This window comes from Caulobacter sp. RHG1 (genome assembly GCF_013181195.1).
Lineage (GTDB): Bacteria > Pseudomonadota > Alphaproteobacteria > Caulobacterales > Caulobacteraceae > Caulobacter.
In genome coordinates this window covers 96077-115189 of the sequence record NZ_SMZP01000007.1, presented here as the reverse complement: position 1 = coordinate 115189, position 19113 = coordinate 96077, and the positions used below count along the sequence as shown (strand labels likewise).

Annotated in this window: 17 protein-coding genes; 6 read left to right on the top strand and 11 right to left on the bottom strand. The window is 67.6% G+C overall.

Features of this window, described 5'->3' with window-relative positions; translation table 11 throughout:
• Positions 1-7 precede the first annotated feature (7 nt).
• The 3 genes from E1H18_RS18975 to E1H18_RS18965 form a co-directional block, all read right to left on the bottom strand.
• Positions 8-874, bottom strand: a complete 867-nt coding sequence (locus E1H18_RS18975) for a pentapeptide repeat-containing protein (RefSeq protein ID WP_172271390.1) — start codon at positions 872-874, stop codon at positions 8-10.
• Positions 875-968: 94 nt separating this feature from the next.
• Entirely contained in the window at positions 969-1460 is a 492-nt protein-coding gene (locus E1H18_RS18970) for a pentapeptide repeat-containing protein (protein ID WP_172271389.1), read from the bottom strand.
• A gap of 63 nt (positions 1461-1523) precedes the next feature.
• The gene (locus tag E1H18_RS18965; RefSeq protein WP_172271387.1) at positions 1524-4247 is read right to left on the bottom strand and encodes a ribonucleotide reductase; all 2724 of its coding nucleotides are present in this window, start codon (positions 4245-4247) and stop codon (positions 1524-1526) included.
• Between the two features lie 281 nt (positions 4248-4528).
• Here E1H18_RS18965 and E1H18_RS18960 point away from each other — a divergent pair, with 281 nt between their 5' ends.
• Positions 4529-4924 carry an NADH:ubiquinone oxidoreductase subunit NDUFA12 gene (locus tag E1H18_RS18960; protein ID WP_172271385.1) on the top strand — a complete coding sequence of 132 codons (396 nt, stop codon included), beginning with the start codon at positions 4529-4531 and terminating at the stop codon, positions 4922-4924.
• A 5-nt stretch (positions 4925-4929) separates the two neighbouring features.
• Positions 4930-5595, top strand: coding sequence for a DUF2155 domain-containing protein (locus tag E1H18_RS18955; protein WP_172271383.1), 666 nt, complete (start codon positions 4930-4932; stop codon positions 5593-5595).
• Here E1H18_RS18955 and aat read toward each other — a convergent pair.
• The 4 genes from aat to aroQ all read right to left on the bottom strand — a co-directional run bounded on the left by aat (position 5532) and on the right by aroQ (position 8565).
• Entirely contained in the window at positions 5532-6185 is a 654-nt protein-coding gene (aat, locus tag E1H18_RS18950) for a leucyl/phenylalanyl-tRNA--protein transferase (protein WP_172271382.1), read from the bottom strand. The genes E1H18_RS18955 and aat overlap by 64 nt on opposite strands.
• A gap of 12 nt (positions 6186-6197) precedes the next feature.
• A complete protein-coding gene (gene accC, locus E1H18_RS18945; RefSeq protein WP_172271380.1) occupies positions 6198-7544 on the bottom strand; it encodes an acetyl-CoA carboxylase biotin carboxylase subunit in 1347 nt (448 codons plus the stop codon).
• 5 nt (positions 7545-7549) lie between these two features.
• Positions 7550-8062: an acetyl-CoA carboxylase biotin carboxyl carrier protein gene (accB, locus tag E1H18_RS18940; RefSeq protein WP_172271378.1), complete on the bottom strand. Its 513-nt coding sequence runs from the start codon at positions 8060-8062 to the stop codon at positions 7550-7552.
• A 62-nt stretch (positions 8063-8124) separates the two neighbouring features.
• The gene (gene aroQ / locus E1H18_RS18935; RefSeq protein WP_172271377.1) at positions 8125-8565 is read right to left on the bottom strand and encodes a type II 3-dehydroquinate dehydratase; all 441 of its coding nucleotides are present in this window, start codon (positions 8563-8565) and stop codon (positions 8125-8127) included.
• Between the two features lie 79 nt (positions 8566-8644).
• Here aroQ and thiS point away from each other — a divergent pair, with 79 nt between their 5' ends.
• On the top strand, positions 8645-8845 hold the full coding sequence (gene thiS, locus E1H18_RS26515; protein ID WP_184719450.1) for a sulfur carrier protein ThiS: 201 nt from the start codon (positions 8645-8647) through the stop codon (positions 8843-8845).
• A 45-nt stretch (positions 8846-8890) separates the two neighbouring features.
• Positions 8891-9703: a thiazole synthase gene (locus E1H18_RS18930; protein ID WP_206679098.1), complete on the top strand. Its 813-nt coding sequence runs from the start codon at positions 8891-8893 to the stop codon at positions 9701-9703.
• A 47-nt stretch (positions 9704-9750) separates the two neighbouring features.
• On the opposite strand, the gene E1H18_RS18925 is transcribed toward E1H18_RS18930, so the two are convergent.
• The 4 genes from E1H18_RS18925 to E1H18_RS18910 form a co-directional block, all read right to left on the bottom strand.
• A complete protein-coding gene (locus E1H18_RS18925) occupies positions 9751-10494 on the bottom strand; it encodes a DsbA family protein (RefSeq protein ID WP_172271376.1) in 744 nt (247 codons plus the stop codon).
• A gap of 24 nt (positions 10495-10518) precedes the next feature.
• Positions 10519-11925: a M48 family metallopeptidase gene (locus tag E1H18_RS18920; RefSeq protein ID WP_172271375.1), complete on the bottom strand. Its 1407-nt coding sequence runs from the start codon at positions 11923-11925 to the stop codon at positions 10519-10521.
• 141 nt (positions 11926-12066) lie between these two features.
• Complete coding sequence (locus tag E1H18_RS18915; RefSeq protein WP_172271374.1) at positions 12067-14796, bottom strand: ribonuclease E/G; 2730 nt, start codon at positions 14794-14796, stop codon at positions 12067-12069.
• Complete coding sequence (locus tag E1H18_RS18910; RefSeq protein ID WP_172271373.1) at positions 14720-14938, bottom strand: hypothetical protein; 219 nt, start codon at positions 14936-14938, stop codon at positions 14720-14722. Before E1H18_RS18910 ends, E1H18_RS18915 begins: the two co-directional genes overlap by 77 nt.
• A gap of 421 nt (positions 14939-15359) precedes the next feature.
• Here E1H18_RS18910 and E1H18_RS18905 point away from each other — a divergent pair, with 421 nt between their 5' ends.
• Together E1H18_RS18905 and E1H18_RS18900 are read left to right on the top strand one after the other, a co-directional pair.
• Positions 15360-16556 carry an N-acetylmuramoyl-L-alanine amidase gene (locus tag E1H18_RS18905; protein WP_172271372.1) on the top strand — a complete coding sequence of 399 codons (1197 nt, stop codon included), beginning with the start codon at positions 15360-15362 and terminating at the stop codon, positions 16554-16556.
• A gap of 172 nt (positions 16557-16728) precedes the next feature.
• The gene (locus tag E1H18_RS18900; RefSeq protein ID WP_172271371.1) at positions 16729-19095 is read left to right on the top strand and encodes a PBP1A family penicillin-binding protein; all 2367 of its coding nucleotides are present in this window, start codon (positions 16729-16731) and stop codon (positions 19093-19095) included.
• The last annotated feature ends 18 nt before the right edge of the window (positions 19096-19113 follow it).

Here is a 19113-nt window from a genome sequence, read left to right as displayed (position 1 = left end):
GGGGCGCTTAGCGCGGCGGCCGAGGAGCGGCTGGCGGCGCCGGCGGGGCGGGCGGCGCCTTGGGCATCTCGCGCAGCAGCATGATCCGTGTAGGCCGGCCGTTGCAGGACCGAACCGACAATCCGGAAGGCAAGCGGGTGCGGCTGTCACCGCAGGCCTCATCCAGTTGATCCTGGTCCAGGCCGCGCACGCCCGACAGATCCACGGCGCTGAGATTGGCCCCCGACAGGTCTGCGTTCCGGAAATCGGCGCCGTTGAAGATCGCGCCGCGCAGGTTGGCGTTGTTGAATTCGGCGTTGCGGAAGACGGCTCGCTCGAAATTCCCGCCGGTCAGATTGCTGGCGATCAGCTCCGCCGAGCTGAAGTTGGCCCCCCGGGCATTGACCTCGCGCAGGTCCGCGCCCTGCAGCTCGCTGCTCGACAGGTTGGCCCGCTCCAGATTGGCGCCGGGCATGCTGGCGCCATGCAGTTCGGAGGACGACAGGTCCACCCGCATCATGACGGCGTTGGTGAAGTTGGCGCCGCTGCTCTCGATGCCCGACATCTTGGCGTCGGAGAAGATGGCGTTGGTGAAGTTGGCGCCGCGCATTTCCGCGCCGCGCAGATCGGCGCGGCTCAGATCGGCCCGGGTGAAATTGCTGCCGAAGAACATTGCGCCGCGCAGGTCGGCGCCGATCATCACGGCGCGAACGAAGTTGGCGCCGGTGAACTTGGCGTTCATCAGCTTGCGGCCAGCCAGGTCGCAATTGACGCACATGCCGCCGAACGAGGTGAGCTTGGCGACGTTCTTGTCGTCCATCGACGCCTGCGCCTGGCCGGTCATGGCCACGAGGCTCAGGGTCAAGGCGGCAATGGAAACGCCCAGGCGGGACATCGACTTCTCCGTGCAGTCCATACGCGACTGTGTGAGTTACGGTTTGAACCGACGGCGGGCCAGAGACCACTTAAATCGCGGTAATGACGGGGATTTAACGGCAGCGGGGGATAGAAAGACCGCGCGGAGTCAACGTGGAGTCATCGCCGCAGGCCTGGTTCAACTGGCCCTGGGTGAGGCCCGTCGCGCGGTTCATTTCAGCGCCCGAGAAATTGACGCCCGAAAGCTTGGCGCCGGCGAAGCTCGCCCCCTGCAGATAGGCGCCGACGAAGCTGGCGTTGGTCAGGTCGGCGCGGGCGAAGCTGGCGCCGGTCAGCACCGCGCCATAGGCGTTGACGTCGCGCAGGTCGCTGCCGGCGAAGCTGGTGCGGTTCATGATCGCCGTCGAGAAATCGGCCTGACGCAGGCGCGCGCCCGCAAGGTTCTTGCCGTTCAGCGTCAGGTTCGACAGATCCGCCTGGAAGAGATTGCAGCGCGGACAGTTGGCGCCCTTGCGCACGGAGGCGATCTGGCCGGCGTTCTGGGCGGACGCCGCCGTGGCGAGAGTCAGCACGGCGAGAGCCGAAAGAAGAGCGATCGGTTTCATTCTGGCGCAGATCCTACGCGGAAGGGGTCGTGTTCACCCTGCCGCAGCAAGCTTAACGCCAACTCAAGACGACGCCATCGGGCCCGGTCGGTCCGATTGAGCCCCGCAGGTGTCGCAAACGGTCATGCCGCCGCGGCGAACCAACGAAAGATCGCCGCATGCCGGGCACATCTCGCCTTCGTTGCCGGGGCGATCGGCGCCTTCCACACGCGGCCGGCCGAACGAGGCGAAGACCAGGTTGTCGGGCGTGGTGCCGCGCGAGAAGCCCTTGGAGATGAAGCGACTGGCCGGCACCGGATCCAGCTCGACATCGGCCAGCGCCTCGTCGTCCAGGGGCTTGCCCGCGCCGAGACCGTCGGCGTTGAACTCGCCAGGGTCGCCGTTGGCCAGGTCGTCGCGGCCCAGATAGGACACGCCCAACTCGCGGAAAACGTAGTCCAGGATCGAGGTCGCCGACTTGATCGAGTCGTTGCCGGTCACCGGACCGGCCGGCTCGAACTTGGTGTATACAAAGGCTTCGACGAACTCGTCCAGCGGCACGCCGTGCTGCAGGCCCAGCGACACGGCGATGGCGAAGTTGTTCATCAGGCTGCGGAACGCCGCGCCTTCCTTGTGCATGTCGATGAACAGCTCGCCCAGCTCGCCGTCTTCGTACTCGCCGGTATGCAGATAGACCTTGTGGCCGCCGACGGCCGCCTTCTGGATATAGCCCTTGCGGCGATCGGGCAGGCGGCGGCGCGAGCGGTCGCGCTCGACGATCTTCTCGACCACGCGTTCGGTGACGACGGGTTCGCGGACCGGCGCCGCGCGGGCCGGCTCGGCGGTCGGCTCCTCGGGCAGGTCCAGCTTGAAGTCGGCCGGCGCCTCGGCCCGTTGCAAGCGCAGGGCGCGAACGCCAGCGCGCGCGGCGGCGGCCTGGGCGCGCACGGCGTCGGCTGGACGGCTGTCGAAGGCCACGGGAATGGTCACCGGGCTGGGCCGGCAGGCAAAGCTCTCGACTGCGGCCAGCATGGCCAGACGATCGGCGAAGGTCGGGCCCTCCACCGACTGGAAGGCTTCGCGCAGCTCTGGGTTCAGGGCGTCGCAATCGCCAAGGCGGCCCGCACCCAGCGCGTGACGCTCGGCAACGGCGATCTCCGTCGGCGAAAAGTCGGCGAAGGCCAGGGTGTCGAAGTCGCGGCGGGCGACATCCTCGGCCGAGGCGCCCAGCACGTCGCGCAGGAAGCCCGCGCCGACCACGGCCGGGGCGAAAGCGTCGCGCAGACCGTGGTTTTCACGCAAGGCGTTCTCGGCCTTCTCGATCTCGTGGGCGGTGAAGCCGCGGGCCTGCAGCATCACGTGGTCGATCGCCGGGCTCTCGGCCAGCGAGCCGTGGCCCAGGGCGTGGCGTCGGGCGGCGTCCAGGTCGACACCTTCGGCTGACAGCGCCTCGAAGGCTGCGGGGCTGAAGGTGGGCAGCAGGAAGCCATCGGCAGTTTGGCTGACTGACACGGGAGACTGAGCGCCGGCTGCGCCGACAGGCGAACCGCCCAGACGCAAGGCGGCTTCGGCGTCCTCGAATGGACCGACCAGGGCCGCCGAGCGCAGGCCGTGTTTGCGGGCCAAGGCGTGGGCGGTGGCCAGAGCGGCGGCGGCCTCGGTCGCCAGGGCTGAGCGCAGCGCGGCGGCGCGGACGCGGCGTTCGGCCAGGGTCTTCAGCACCCCCTGCTTGTCCTGGGCGAAAGCAGGGTCGTGGCCCAGCACCGCGGCGGCCTCGGCGCTGGCCGACAAGGCGGCGCCGACAGCAAGAGCCCACAGCGCGGCGGCGCCGTCGCGGCCTTCGATGCTCGTCTGGGCATAGCCCAGGCTGAGCAGGCAGTCGCCGACCCCAGCCAGGGCCAGGCGGGCAGGAACCTCGTCGCGATCCAGCTCCAGGGCCGTGCCCCACAGGTGGCAGACATAGGTGAAGCGTTCGACGTCGAAGCCGTCGGCGTCGAGGAAGGCGCTGGCGTCGATCGCCGCGCCGACGCCCACGCCGCGCGACAGCAATTCGGCGTCGTTCGGGGACAGGGCCAGGGTCAGGGCGCTAGTCTCCCAGCCGACCTGGGCGGCGAGGGCGGCGCCTTCGTCGCCGGCCGCCACGCTCTGGCGCGTGGCCGAGGCGATCATGGCCAGCTCAGGCTCAGGCGCGGTTTCCAGCGGTGCGACACGTGGCGCGTCGGCCGTGGCGATGGCGTCGAGAATGGTGCGGTCGTCGGCGCCCAGCTCACGCGCCTTGCGAGCGGCGCGGGCCAGGGCCGGGTTCTTGCGCACGTCCATGCAAGCGCGGGCGTCGCCCGAGCACCGGCGAACAGCGTCGGCGACTTGGGCCAGGGCCGCATCCAGGCGCGCGGCCGCCTGGGCGGCCAGGACGCGGCCGCGGCGGCGGGCCAGGCGATCCTTGACCGTGCTTTGGAACTCGAACTCGACGATCTCGGGCAGCAGATCCAGGGGCGACTGGCCGCCAGCCGGGGTGGCGATGCCCGAGAGCATGGTGGCCAGCAGGGCGTCCTTGAAGGCGGCGGCATCCGCCTTGTCGCCGAACACGCCGCGGGCCAGACCGATCTTGGCGATGCGTTCGGCGTAACGGGCAGGACCGCCGCCCAGCGGCGCTTTAGGCTCGATCTCACCAGCCCAGTCCAGCCAGGCCTCGACTCGGGCGTCACTCCAGGCTGGTGGTGCGGAAACCACCACCACGCTATCGGCGCGTTCGAGATCGCGCCATTCCATGGCGGGAACCAGTCCGGCGGCTTTGGCGGTCGTGCGCATCGCTACTTCCTGGTCTCGGTCTGCCAGTTCATAATCTTACCAAATCCCTAATGCCCGATTCTAGATGCATGGGATGCGCGTAAGGTCGCACGTCAACCTAGAACCTTGGTTGATCGGCCTCAATAGATGTCGTGGGTCGGCACGGCCTAATCCACAACATGTTGAAGTGCGGTGAGGCTTGGCGGCGCTGGACGCTGAGGGCCTGGAGCCCTATAGTCCGGCCGCTTCGTCGCGCCTGCCGCGACGCCTTTTGAGCCCTCAGATTTTCGGGTGCGAACGTAGTGCTGAAAGCGATCTTTACCTGGTGGAATGGCGCGACCTTGGGTCAGCGCTTCCATATCGGCCGCCGCGGTATCTTTGTGGGCCAGGACGAACAGGGCAACCGCTACTTCGAAGCCCGCGACAACAGTGACTCGTACGATCAGCGCAAGCGCCGTTGGGTGATCTACAACGGCTATGCCGAAGCCTCGAAGGTCCCGCCGGACTGGAGCGGTTGGCTGCACTACACCTTCGACGAGCCGCCGACCCAGGTTCCACTGCCGCGTCGCGCGTGGGAAAAGGATCACCTGCCCAACCTGACCGGCACCGTCCATGCCTGGCGTCCGAAGGGTTCGCTGACCCGTGGCGGCGAACGCGCCGCCGCCACCAGCGACTACGAAGCCTGGAAGCCGGAATAAGCCGCATGGCCCGCCGGGCGCTCCTGCTCGCCGCAGCCGCGGCCTTGTCCGGCCTGGCCGTGACGGGCGCCGCCCTGGCGCGTCAGAACGCCCAGTACCAGCCGCCGACCGCGCCTCTGGCGCCGCAAGCGCCCGTGGCGCCGACGCCGCGTCCGGCTGGCCAGCTGCCCGCGCCGACAGGTGAGCAAAAGGCCGCTCAGCCGGTTCAGGTCTCGCCGGCCGTCGCCAATCCCAATCCGCCGGCTTCGCCGCCGCCCGCGACCACGCGCAAGCCGGTCGCCGAGACCGCGCCGGCCAAGCCGGTCGAGGCCGCCAAGCGCGGCCGCTATACGATCGCCATTCTGCAGGCCCTGGACAAGGTCACGACCGAGACCATGCGGTTCGAGGTCCCGGTGGGTCAGCCGATCCGCTACAAGACCCTGATCTTCACCGTCCGCGCCTGCGAGACGGCCGCGTCGGACGAGATCGCGCCGGAGACGTCCGCCTATGTCGTCGTCGACACCCAGCCCAAGGCCCAGGCCGGTCGCGCCGCGCCGCCCGGACGACAGGTCTACAAGGGTTGGATGTACGCCAGCACGCCCAGCCTGAACCCGCTGCAGCACCCGGTCTATGACGCCTGGTTGATCGCCTGCAAGCAGGCCGCGCCGGTCGCGCCGCCCGCCAAGCCGTAGAAGTCGCCCGGAACCGCCAGGGCCTTGGCCAACCGCCGGCGATAGTCCGCGCGGCTGATCTCGACCGTGCCAAACTGCATCAGGTGATCGGTGATGAACTGGGTGTCCAGCAGCTGATAGCCGCCCGCGAGTAGCCGCGCGACCAGATGCACCAGCGCCACCTTGCTGGCGTCGCGCGCCGTCGAGAACATGCTTTCGCCGAAGAACGCCCCCCCCAGCGAGACGCCGTAGAGGCCGCCGACCAGCTCGCCGTCCAGCCAGGTCTCGACGCTGTGCGCAAGGCCACGGGCGTAGAGCTGACCGTAGAGCCGCTGAATAGGGTGATTGATCCAGGTCTCGACCCGGCCGGGTTTGGACGCCGCGCAGTGCTCGATCACGACCTCGAAGGCGGTGTCGACGCGGACCTCATAAGGACCAGTACGCACGGTGCGCGCGAGGCGCTTTGGGATATGAAAGCCCCCGAGCGGCAGGATGCCCCGCCGCTCGGGATCGATCAGGAAGACGCTTTCGTCTTCGCGGGCGTCCGCCATGGGGAAGACGCCGCGCGCATAGCAGGCGATCAGGTCGTCGACCGAGAAGGCCTCTTCCATCGCCACTTCAGACTAGGCCTCTTGGGCTTTGATCCAGCGTTCCAGCCAGTGGATGTCGTAGTCGCCGGCCAGGATGTCGGGCTGCACCAGCAGGTCCTGGAACAGCGGGATCGTGGTCTCGATGCCGCCGACGACCATTTCGCCCAGGCAGCGCTTCAGGCGAGCGATGCACTCGGCGCGGTCGCGGCCGTGCACGATCAGCTTGCCGATCAGGCTGTCGTAGTAGGGCGGGATCGCATAGCCGGTGTAGATCGCCGAATCCAGGCGAACGCCCAGGCCGCCGGGAGCGTGGAAGTCGGTGATCGTGCCGGGCGACGGCGTGAAGGTCCGCGCGTTCTCGGCGTTGATCCGGCACTCGATGGCGTGGCCCTCGAAGACGACGTCTTCCTGGGTGAACGACAGCGGCAGGCCGGCGGCGATGCGGATCTGTTCGCGGACCAGGTCGATGCCGGTGATGGCTTCGGTGACCGGGTGCTCGACCTGCAGGCGGGTGTTCATCTCGATGAAGAAGAACTCGTCGTTCTCCCACAGGAACTCGATGGTCCCGACGCCCAGATAGCCGATGGCCTTGACCGCATCGACGACGATCTTGCCGATCTTGGCGCGACCTTCGGCGGACAGGGCCGGCGAGGGCGCTTCTTCCAGCACCTTCTGGTGGCGGCGCTGCAGCGAGCAGTCACGCTCGCCCAAGTGCACCACATTGCCGTGGCTGTCGGCGATGACCTGCAGCTCGATGTGGCGCGGCTTCTGGAGGTAGCGCTCCATATAGACCGTGTCGTCGCCGAACGCGGCGCGGGCCTCGGCGCGGGCCGTCGAAACGGCTTCGGCCAGGTCTTCACGCGTCTGGGCGACCTTCATGCCGCGACCGCCGCCGCCGGAGGCGGCCTTGATCAGCACCGGGAAGCCGATCTCGTCGGCGGCCGCGAAGGCCTCTTCCTCGGTCGACACGCCGCCGTTCGAGCCGGGGACGACCGGAATGCCGGCGTCCTTCACGGCCTGCTTGGCGGTGATCTTGTCGCCCATCATCCGGATGTGCTCGGGCTTGGGACCGATGAAGGTGAAGCCGTGCGCGCCGACGATCTCGGCGAAGCGGGCGTTCTCCGACAGGAAGCCGTAGCCCGGGTGGATGCCCTGGGCGCCGGTGATCTCGGCCGCCGCGATGATCGACGGGATGTTGAGATAGCTCTTGGCGGCCGGCGCGGGGCCGATGCAGACGCTTTCGTCCGCCAGGCGCACCCACATGGAGTTGCGGTCGGCCTCGGAGTGGACCGCCACGGTGGCGATGCCCATTTCCTTGCAGGCGCGGTGAACCCGGAGCGCGATCTCGCCCCGGTTCGCGATGAGGATTTTGTCGAACATGCGGGCTACTCGATGACGACGAGCGGCTCGCCGAACTCGACGGGCTGGGCGTCGGCGACCAGGATCTCGACGACCTTGCCGGCCTTCGGGGCTGAGATCGGGTTCATGGTCTTCATGGCTTCGACGATCAGCAGGGTCTGGCCGGCCGAAACGGTGTCGCCCACCTTGATGAAGGCGTCGGCGCCGGGCTGGGGCGAGAGATAGACGGTGCCGACCATCGGCGACTTCACAGCGTCGCCACGGACGGCGGCCGGAGCCGGCGCGGCTTCAGCGACTGGCGCAGCGGCCGGAGTCGGCGCGGCGGCGACCGGAGCCGGAGCGTAGGCCGGCGCGGCCTGCTGGACGTAGTTGACGGGCGCGGCGGTCAGTTCGCGCGCCACGCGGATCTTCAGGCCGGCGTGCTCGACCTCGATCTCCGACAGGCCGGTGTCCTTCAGGATGTCCGCCAGCTTGCGGACCAGACGGGCGTCGATGGCCGGAGCTTCGACCGGATCGGCGGGGGCCTTGGGGTTCGACATGGAAGCTTACCTTGTTCTTCTGTAGCGCGACGGCGGCGGAAAACGCCGGTGCGATATCGTTGTTAAACGCCGATCAGGCCGAAAGCGGCCTCGATCGCCAGTTCGTAGCTCGCCGCGCCGAACCCGGAGACGATCCCCGTGGCGGCCAGCGAAACATAGGTGTGGCGGCGGAATTCCTCCCGCGCCGCCGGATTGGACAGGTGGCACTCAATCACCGGGATGCTCAAGGTCTTGAGCGCATCCAGAAGCGCGATCGAAGTGTGGCCGTAGCCAGCCGGATTGAGGATCAAGGCCGAGGCCGACTCACGCGCCTCCTGAACCCAATCGATCAGCACACCCTCATGATTGGACTGGCGGAAAACCACCGAAAGCCCGCGCGAAGCCGCCCGCGCCTCGCAGCGCGCCCGGACATCGTCGAGGGTGTCCTTGCCGTAAATCTCAGGCTCGCGGGTCCCCAACAGGTTGAGATTGGGTCCGCTCAGCACGTGGATCGGTTTTACCATGCGGCTCCGCCGTCGATTCCGGGAGGTCTTGTATAGCCGGTTCCGCCGGGTCACAAGCACGGCTCGCTTCGGAGGTGAGATGAGGCTTTTACTGAACGGGGAAGAACGGGACGTGGCCGGGGTGGTCACGATCGCCGATCTGGTGGCTCAGCTGGGCCTGGACGCCCGCAAGGTGGCGGTCGAGCGCAATCTCGAGATCGCCCCGCGCTCGACCTATGGCGATACGGCCCTGGCCGACGGCGACCGCATCGAGATCGTCACTTTTATCGGCGGCGGCTGATCCTGGACATTTGAAACGCCGGCTGACGGGGCGTAAACCAGCCGCATGAACGCGCACGTTTCCCCCGACTCCGTCTCGGCTCCCGACACCGACGAAACCTGGACCGTCGCCGGCCGCACCTTCCGCTCGCGCCTGATCGTCGGCACGGGGAAGTACAAGGACTATGCGACCAACGCCGCCGCCGCCCGCGCGGCAGGGGCCGAGATCGTCACCGTGGCCGTGCGCCGCGTGAACCTGACCGACCCGACCCAGCCGCTGCTGGTCGACTACGTCAAGCCCACCGAGTTCACCTATCTGCCCAACACGGCAGGCTGCTTCACCGGCGAGGACGCCGTGCGCACCCTGCGCCTGGCCCGCGAGGCCGGCGGCTGGGACCTGGTCAAGCTGGAAGTCCTCAGCGACCCCAAGACCCTCTATCCCGACATGGAAGAGACCCTGCGCTCGCTGAAGCTGCTGGTCTCCGAGGGCTTTCAGGTGATGGTCTACTGCTCCGACGATCCGGTCTACGCCCGCAAGCTGGAAGACGCCGGCGCCGTGGCGATCATGCCGCTGGGCGCCCCGATCGGCTCGGGCCTGGGCATCCAGAACCGCGTCAACCTGCGGATCATCGTCGAGAACGCCAAGGTCCCGGTCCTGGTCGACGCTGGCGTCGGCACCGCCTCGGACGCGGCCATCGGCATGGAGCTGGGCTGTGACGCCATCCTGATGAACACCGCCATCGCCGAAGCCAAGGACCCGATCCGCATGGCCAAGGCCATGAAACACGCGGTCATTGCCGGCCGCGAAGCCTATCTGGCCGGCCGGATGCAGAAGCGCCTGTACGCGGACCCCAGCTCGCCGCTGGCGGGCCTCATCTAAGCCAGTCGCCCTCGCCCTGCGTTTGTCGCACGGCGAGGGCGATTGCCTCAGCCCTTCGCCTTGCTGGCGCGGGTCTGGTCGATCGCCAGTTTCAGGGCGTTGATGTCTGCGCCCGGAACCAGGGTCTCGCCGACGATGAAGGCCGGGGTGCCTTGCAGACCCAGGGTCTTGGCCAGGGCGCTGGTGTCGGCCAGATGCTGGGTGACGGCCTGGCTCTCGCCGGCGGCCTTGGCCTTGGCCAGATCGATACCCAGGCCTTGGGCGATCCGCAGAGCGCCGGCGGCGTCCAAGGCGTTCTCGGCCATCAGTGCCTTGTAGAGTTCCAGGCTCTTGCCCTGGTCCTTGGAGCCGAGGGCGATACGGGCCGCGGCTTCGCTGTCGTTGCCAAAGATCACGAAGTCCTTCAGCACCAGGCGCACGTCGGGGTTCTTCTGGACCAGCTCGACGATCTCGGGCGTGGCGTGGCGGCAGAAGCTGCAGCGGTAGTCGAAGAACTCGGTGACGGTGATCGTGCCGGTCGGATTGATGACGATGTCGCGCGGGTCGCGCTCGATGGCCTGCCGGTACTGACCGATGGACTTCTGGGCGTCGGCAGCCTGCTGGGCGACCTGCTTTTCCTGCAGCTTGGCGCTGGCCTCCATCAGCACCTCGGGGTGCTCGAGCAGGTAGGCGCGGACCTTTTCGCCGAACCGATCGCTGGGTTTGGGATCGGGCCGCTCGCAGCCGGCGAGGGCCAGACCGGCGACGGCCAGGGGGAGGGCGAGGGTCGCGGCGCGACGGAGCAGGGTCATGGAAATCTCAGGTCGGTAGGCGGCCTAGTGGCCGGCAGGGGAAGGCGCGAGACCGTCCTTGGCCAGGTCCTTCAGCTCCTGGTTGGACGGCCGCGAGGCCAGGACGATGTCGGTGGCGCGGCGCCAGTCGGGGGTGTTCTTGGTCAACAGCTCACGGGCTCGCATGGCGAAGACCTTGGCTTCGCTGACCGCGCCCAGCGAATAGTACTGTTCGGCGGTGGCCAGACGGGCTTCGCCATCCTTTTTCTGAGTGTCATAGGCCTGGGCCAGCAGGCGCCAGGCCACCGAGTTGTCGGGTTCGTTCAGCAGGCTGCGCTTAAGCTCCTGGACGCCTTCCTCGACCTTCTTCGGGTCCTTCAAGCCAATCAACGTCTGACCCAGATTGACTCGCAGCAAGGCCGCATCGGGCTTGAGCGCCACGGACTTGCGCTGTGGTTCCTCGGCTTGGTCGACGCGGTTGAATTCGAACAAGACCTGGCCCTTCAATTCCCAGAGGTAGGGATTATCGGGATGGTCGGCCAGCAGGCCGTCGATCAGGGAGAGGGCCCGGTCGGGGTCCTTCATCTGGTAGTAGGCGATGGCTCGGGCGTAGCGCGCCGGGAAACCGGTGTCGGTTTCCTTGTACTTCATCAGGGCGACCTGAGGGTTCAGGAAGCCTTCCAGCTTGGCCTTCATGACCTCGTGCTGGGCCAGATCCTCGGGCGTGTCGACGGCGGTATAGTGCGGCTGGCGCTCGACGCGGCTGCGCAGCACCTCGATCCGTTCCGAGGACAGCGGGTGGCTACGGAAATAGGCGAAGCGTCGAGCTTGGTCGAAGACCTCCTGGTAGCGGAAGTTGTCGAAGAACTCGACGAGGCCGCGGCCCGACTGGTTGGTGGCTTCCAGGAAGCCGGCCCCGGCCTGGTCGGCGCGCGATTCCTGCTCGCGGCTATAGCCCAGCGCGCCCAGCGCGCCCGCATATTGGGAATTGGCGATCAGCATCGCGCCGCCATCGACCGAGCCGGCAAGGGCGGCCAGGATCCCTAAGCCCATGGTCAGGATCATCGGCTTGAGGCCGGCCTTCATCATCTCGTCGGAGCGGATCGGGTGGCCGCCGGCCAGGTGCCCGGTCTCGTGCGCAATGACGCCGCGCAGCTGGTTAGGGTTCTCGGTCTGCAGAATCAGGCCGGTGTTGAGGCCCATCTGCAAACCCGGCGTGGCGAAGGCGTTCAGCGACTTATCGCCGACGATCAGGATCCTGACGTTCTTGGGCTCCAGGCCCGCCGCCGCGAAGATCGGGGCGGAGTCGTGATGAAGGATTTCCTCGATCTCGGTGTCCCGGATCAGGGACTGGGCCGAGGCGGACGTGACGACGGCTCCGGACGCAAGGACGGATAGCGCGGCTGCAGCCACGCCAAATCGCCGTCCAACACGTCCACTACGCGAGGTCATCGCATGATCTCCAGATCGCGCCCCCGCGAACCACGACCAGTCTAACTTGGATTCAAAAGGCGAGGGAACAAGGGTTCCGCTTTGCCCCACAACGAAAAAGGCCCGCGCGTCAGGCGACGCACGGGCCATCTTCAGGTCAGCCTAGCGGCGCCACCAGCCCTTGCGGGGCTTTTCGGGCGGCGTGCCGATCTCATTCGGATCGGGTTCGGCCGGGGCTGCGGGCGCAGCCTCCACGACGGGCTCAGGCTCCGGTGCGACGACCGGTTCCGGCGCCGCTTCGACGACAGGCTCGGGAGCCGCCTCGGGTTCCGGCGGAACCACAGCGACGCTTTCGGTCACGGCTTCGGCGACCGCCTCGACCGCTTCCGGCGCCGGCTCGGCGGCCTTCTTGCTGCGCGAGCGGGTGCGCTTGGGCTTCTTCGGCGCTTCTTCGGCCTCGGGCAGCTCGACCCAGACGTCGGCCGGCGGGCCGGCGATCACGGGCGGAGCCAGGATCGGGGCTTCGAACGGCTCGGCCGGTTCAGCGGCTTGCTCGGCGACTACGGTCTCGACCGGAGCGACCTCGGCGGCCTCGGCGCGCTCGCCACGGCGACCGCGGTCACGGCCGCGACGGCCACGCTCGCGACGGCCGCCTTCACGTTCCTCGCGCTCGGGACGCTCAGGACGCTCGGCGCGTTCGACCGTTTCGACTTCGGCGCGGGCTTCCGGCGCCGGACGGCGCGGTTCGCTGTTGCCGCCGACCAGGACGGCGGGGTCGTGCCAGGTGAAGACGTTCTCGCCGAACGGGACGCGCGGACGGATCCAGACGAAGGCGTCGGCCGGACGATCGCCGTCCTCACGACCGCCACGGCGACCGCCACGGCGGCCGCGGCGACGGCGACGGCGACGGTCGTCGTCGTCTTCCTCGCCACCGAACTCGGCGCGGCCGTCGGCATCGCCCTCGGCGTCGTCTTCGTCGGCTTCGATCTCGGCGTCGGCTTCACGCTCGTCGCGACGACCACGGCCGCGGCCGCGGTCGCGACGGCCACGACGGCCCTTGCGGTCGCCGCGATCGTCGTCGCGGGCCTGCTTGCGGGCCGAGGCGTCGTCGTCGTCGGTGTCTTCGCGTTCGACGTCGTCTTCGTCCTCGTCGTCGATGATCTCGTCGTCTTCTTCCTCGTCGGCGAAGGCGTCGGCGTCGAAGCCGTCATCTTCCTCGACATAGGGCGCCGGAGCGACGGCGATGCGCTCGCCCAGCTCGGTGCGCTCGATTTCCTGGTCGCCGGCGTGCAGGCTGTCGTCGACCACGACGGTGACGTGCAGGCCGTGCGTCTGCAGCAGGCGCTGCAGATAGGCGCGCTTTTCGTTGAGGATATAGAGGCCGACCGAACGGGCGACCTTCAGGATCACCGAACCCGAACCCTTCAGGGCTTCGGCCTCGACCGCGCGCAGGGCGGCCAGGGCGCTGGATTCGACCGAGCGGACGCGGCCGGTGCCTTCGCAGTGTTCGCAGACGTGGGTGGTGCCTTCCAGCACGCCGGTGCGGCGACGCTGGCGGCTGATCTCCATGAGGCCGAAGCCCGAGATCTTGCCCATCTGGATGCGGGCGCGGTCGTCCTTCAGGGCGTCCTTCAGGACCTTCTCGACCGTGCGGTTGTTCTTGCCTTCATCCATGTCGATGAAGTCGATGACGATCAGGCCGGCCAGGTCGCGCAGGCGCAGCTGGCGAGCGGCTTCCTCGGCGGCCTCGACATTGGTCTTCAGCGCGGTGGCCTCGATGTTGCGCTCGCGCGTGGCCTTGCCCGAGTTGACGTCGATGGCGACCAGGGCCTCGGTCTGGTTGATGACCAGATAGCCGCCCGAACGCAGCGGCACGACCGGCGAATAGATCTGGGCCAGATGGTCCTCGATCTTGTTCTTCACGAACAGCGGGGTCGGGTCGCGGTAGTTGAAGACCTTCTTGGCCTGGCTCGGCATCAGCATGCGCATGAAGTCGCGCGCTTCCTTGTAGCCGGCGTCGCCTTCGACCCAGATGCCGTCCAGGTCCTTGTCGTACATGTCGCGGATGGCGCGTTTGACGAGGTCTTCTTCCTCGTAGATCAGCGCCGGCGCGATCGAGTGCAGCGTGTTCTCGCGGATGTTTTCCCACAGACGCAGCAGATACTCGTAGTCGCGCTTGACCTCAGCCTTGGTGCGCTTGGCGCCGGCCGTGCGGACGATCAGGCCCATGCCCTGCGGCACGTCCAGGCTCTGAACGACGCTCTTCAGGCGCTTGCGGTCGGTCACCGCCGTGATCTTGCGGCTGATGCCGCCGCCGCGGGCGGTGTTGGGCATCAGGACGCCGTAGCGGCCGGCCAGCGAGAGGTAGGTGGTGAGAGCCGCGCCCTTGTTGCCGCGCTCTTCCTTGACGACCTGAACCAGCATGATCTGCCGGCGGCGGATCACTTCCTGGATCTTGTACTTGCGCATCAGGCGACGCTTGCGGCGCGCCAGTTCTTCTTCGACGTCGTCTTCATCGTCGTCGATGGCGTGATCGCGACCGTTGCCGTCATCCTCGTCATCGCCGCCCGAGGCGCGACGCGAGATCGGGGTGTCGTCCTCGTCGTCACCCGAATCGTCGCGCATCAGCGCTTCACGGTCGGCGACCGGGATCTGGTAGTAATCCGGGTGGATTTCGTTGAACGCCAGGAAGCCGTGGCGGTTACCGCCGTACTCGATGAACGCAGCCTGCAGGCTGGGTTCGACGCGCGTCACCTTGGCGAGATAGATGTTACCGCGAAGCTGTTTGCGGGTCTGGCTTTCGAAATCGAACTCTTCAACCCGGGTTCCGTCCACGACGACCACACGCGTCTCTTCGGCGTGTGCTGCGTCGATCAGCATCTTCTTCGACATTAAGGAAGTCTCCACGGCGCGCGGCGGGCGCGAGGCCCGGGCGCCGATATGAATGAAGGACGCGCGCGTCGCCGTCCGTCGCTCCGCCAGTGCGGTTGCGAGAGGTCGGATGCCAAAGGCGGACGGGTGCGGCGCAGCCCATAGGGGTTTCGTTTTGTCCTTACCGCGACAGGCGCGGACTGGAGTGCTTGTTACCGCGCCGGATTGCGCGGATCGGATGGCGCGTCGTCGCCACTCTCAGCCTTGGGCCGAAGGGGCGTGTGAGCCCGACGCGAGCCCCGCGACACCGCGTCGAAGCAGGCGTCTTGCCCACTCGGTCGGCCGTGTCTCGAACACTATCTAGTCTGCCGCCTCCGCGCCGGAAGGGGTTCAGGACCACTTTCGAAACACAGACGGCTCGCGCGGAGACGTGACGATCACGGACTACGCGCGCGGCGGGACTGTAGCCACATTGCCGCACAAAAGAAAAGCACCCGAGATCGGCGTCTCGACTTAACCCTTTGGCTACCGCCTCCGAACGATATTGACGATCGGTTCACCAGTTCCGGCTACCGCGGGCGGGTATGCGTAAGGTTCTTATCAGTTTGGCCCGTATGGGCTGGGTTCGGGCGGCTCTGATCATCGGGGGCCTGACGACGGCTGGCGTCGCTGTGGCGACGGCCCAGGGGCCGGCCGCGCCTGCGGGTGTGCAGAAAGTGCGTTTCGGCGGCGACCGCAACGAGACCCGCGTGGTCATCGACCTGGATCGCGCTGCGGTGGGCAAGCTTCTTTCCGACGGCATGAAGGACCAGCGCCTGGTGATGGCGCTGCCGAATGTCGTGGTTTCCGGCGATCTGCAGGGCTCGGGCCAGGGCCTGGTCAAGCGCTGGGTCATCGACGAGGCCGCCGGCGGCGCTCGCTTGCGCCTGGATCTGGCCGACAAGGCCGAGGTCCGCCGCCGCTTCCTGCTGCCGCCCGGCGACGGCGCGACGGCCTATCGCTATGTCATCGATCTGAAGGCCGTGGGCGGCGCCGTCAGCGCTGCGCCGCAGACCCTGCCGCGCGTCACCCAGGCGTCCACGCCGATCAAGGCCGCGCCGCTGCGCCTGAAGAAGGTCATCGTCATCGACGCCGGTCACGGCGGCAAGGATCCCGGCTCGCTGGGCGCCAACGTCCACGAGAAGGAAGTGACCCTTGCTGCGGCCAAGGCGCTCAAGGATCGCCTGGAGCGCTCGGGCCGCTATCAGGTCGTGCTGACCCGCGAGACCGACACCTTCGTGCCGCTGGAATCGCGCGTGCAGATCGCCCGCCGCGCCGATGCGGACCTCTTTATCTCTCTGCACGCCGACAGCGGTCCGGACGCCAGCACCCGCGGCGCCTCGGTCTATACGCTGTCCGACAAGGGCGCCGATCGCGTCGGCCTCGTCCTGGAGAAGGACGACTGGCTGATGAAGGCCAATATGCCGGGCCGCGATCGCGCCGTCAGCCAGATCCTGCTGGACCTGTCGCAGCGCGCCACCAAGAACCGCTCGGCGGCTTTCGCTCAACTGCTGCTGGCCAATGTCGGCCAGGAGACGGCGCTGCTACGCCGCAGCCACCGCGACGCGGGCTTCATCGTGCTGCTGGCTCCGGACATCCCGGCCGTGCTGCTGGAGATGGGCTTCATCACCAATCCCGACGACGAAGCGTTCCTGACCACCAAGTCCAGCCGCAAGCGGATGGTCGATGCGGTGGCGGACTCGATCGAGGCGTATTTCACCCCGCAACTGCGCAAGTCCTAGTCCCAAAGGTAGAGCGCGCTTCCCCTTTTTCGCGGCGCGCTCTAATCACGACAAGGACATCGCCGCGCGCCCTTGCAACGAGGGTGCGACCGCAAAACCGCTTACGGTTCTGCGCCAAGCGATCTAGTGAAGTGTGTGCGGCGGGCCAGGGGATCCGCCCGACGGAGGTCGCGTGGATCTGAAACCCACCGAACGATGGATGGCCATCGCGGGCGTGGCGGTGCTGTCGGCCATCGCCGTCGCGGGCTTCGCGATCGCGATTTATGCCGCCTGGCTGTTCCACGACATGCCCGATGCTGGGGAGCTGCAGGACTATCGTCCGCCGACCGCCACGCGTGTCTATGCGTGGGACGGCACCCTGATCGGCGAGTACTCCAAAGAACGCCGGATCTTCATTCCTTACGACCAGATCCCGGCCCAGCTGGCGCAATCGTTCCTGGCCGCCGAGGACCGCAACTTCTTCCAGCACGGCGGCGTCGACGTCGGCGGCCTGTCGCGCGCGATGCTGAACAATGTCGGCAACGCCATGCGCGGCCGCCGCCTCGAAGGCGGCTCGACCATCACCCAGCAGGTGGCCAAGAACGTCCTGCTGACCAGCGACGCCACCGTCGGCCGCAAGTTCAAGGAAGCGATCCTGGCGCACCGCCTGGAGCAGTCGCTGACCAAGCAGCAGATCCTCGAGCTGTATCTGAACGAAATCTGGCTGGGCTATCGCTCGTTCGGCGTCGGCGCGGCCGCCTACAACTATTTCGGCAAGTCGCTGCCCGACCTGACCCTGGCCCAATGCGCCTATCTGGCGTCGCTGCCCAAGGGTCCGGATAACTATCACCCGATCCGCAACAAGGCCAAGGCGATGGCCCGCCGCAACTGGGTGCTTGGTCAGATGGCCGAGCAAGGCTGGGTTTCGCGAGAGCAGGCCAAGCAGGCCATGGCCGAGGATCTGGTCGTCCAGGCCGCGCCCAAGCGCGCCGCCTATCGCGACGCCGACTACTTCGTCGAGGAAGTGCGCCAGCGTGGCATGGCCACCCTGGGTCCGCGCCTGAACGAAGGCGGCTACTACATGCGCACCACCCTGGATCCGCGCCTGCAGACCGCGGCTCGCGTGGCGCTGATGGACGGGCTGGAAAACTATGACCGCCGCCACGGCTGGCGCGGGGCGTGGGGCCATGTGGAATCGACCGACCTGGCCTGGGAGAAGACCGCCCTGGCCAAGCAAATCCCGTCGGAGCGCACGAATTGGCGTCCCGCCCTGGTCACCTCCAACGACGGCCGCATCCGACTGGTCAAGAACGAGGGCGAGGGCCAGCTGGTCGGCGAGGACGTCACCTGGGCCAAGAACGGCAAGGGCCTGAAGGCCGGCGACCTGGTGTTCGTCGAGAAGACCGACGCCGGCGGCTATCGCCTGCGCCAGGCCCCGGCGGTCAACGGCGCCCTGGTGGCCATGGAGCCCTATACCGGCCGCATCGTGGCGCTGGTGGGCGGCTATTCCTATTCGCTGTCGAACTTCAACCGCGCCACCCAGGCGATGCGTCAGCCGGGTTCGTCGTTCAAGCCGTTCGTCTACGCCGCGGCCCTGGAGAACGGCTACACGCCGGCCAGCGTCATCGTCGACAGCGCCATTACCCTGAAAGGCGCCAACGGCCAGGACTGGAGTCCGGAGAACTACAGCAAGCAGTTCTACGGCGCCCAGCCGCTGCGCAAGGGCCTGGAACAGTCGATCAACGCCATGACCGTGCGCCTTGCCCAGGGCGTGGGCATGAAGAAGATCGTCGAGTTCGCCAAGCGCACCGGGGTGACGAAGAGCATGGATCCGGTGTTGGCCATGGCGCTGGGGGCAGGGGAGACCACCCCCTTCAAGCTGACGGCCGCCTACGCCCCGTTCGTCAATGGCGGCCGCCGCGTCGACCCGCACCTGATCGAGCTGGTTCAGGATCGCGAGGGCAAGGTGATCTTCCGGGCCGACAAGCGCGACTGCGTGCGCTGCGACGCCGGCTTCAATGGCGATGAGAGCCCGCGCTTCGCCGCGCCGGGCGATCAGGTCATGGACCCGGTCACCGCCTATCAGATCACCTCGATGCTGCAGGGTGTAGTTCAGCGCGGCACCGCCGCCCGGGTCAGCTCGCTGGGCCGTCCGCTGGCCGGCAAGACCGGCACGACCAACGAGTATCGCAGCGCCTGGTTCGTCGGCTATTCGCCCAATCTGGTCGTCGGGGTCTTCGTCGGCTTCGACGACAATCGCTCGCTGGGCGCGGGCGAGACCGGCGCGACCGACGCCATTCCGGTGTTCATGGACTTCATGAAGGTGGCGCTGGACGGTCAGCCCGTGGTCGACTTCAAGCCGCCGAAGAACGCCAAGTTCGCTTTGGTGCGCGGCGTGCGCGAGGCCTTCCGCCCGGGTACCGAGCCCAAGCCCGCGCCGCTGCCGACCGGTCCCATCCCCTATAATGACCTGCAGTCGGGTCTGCCCAACCCGCCGCCGCCTCCGCAGCAGCCGGGCAAGCCGGCGCAGAAGGTCGATCCGCTGAGTGGGCTCTATTAAGGGGTCTCCACCTGATCG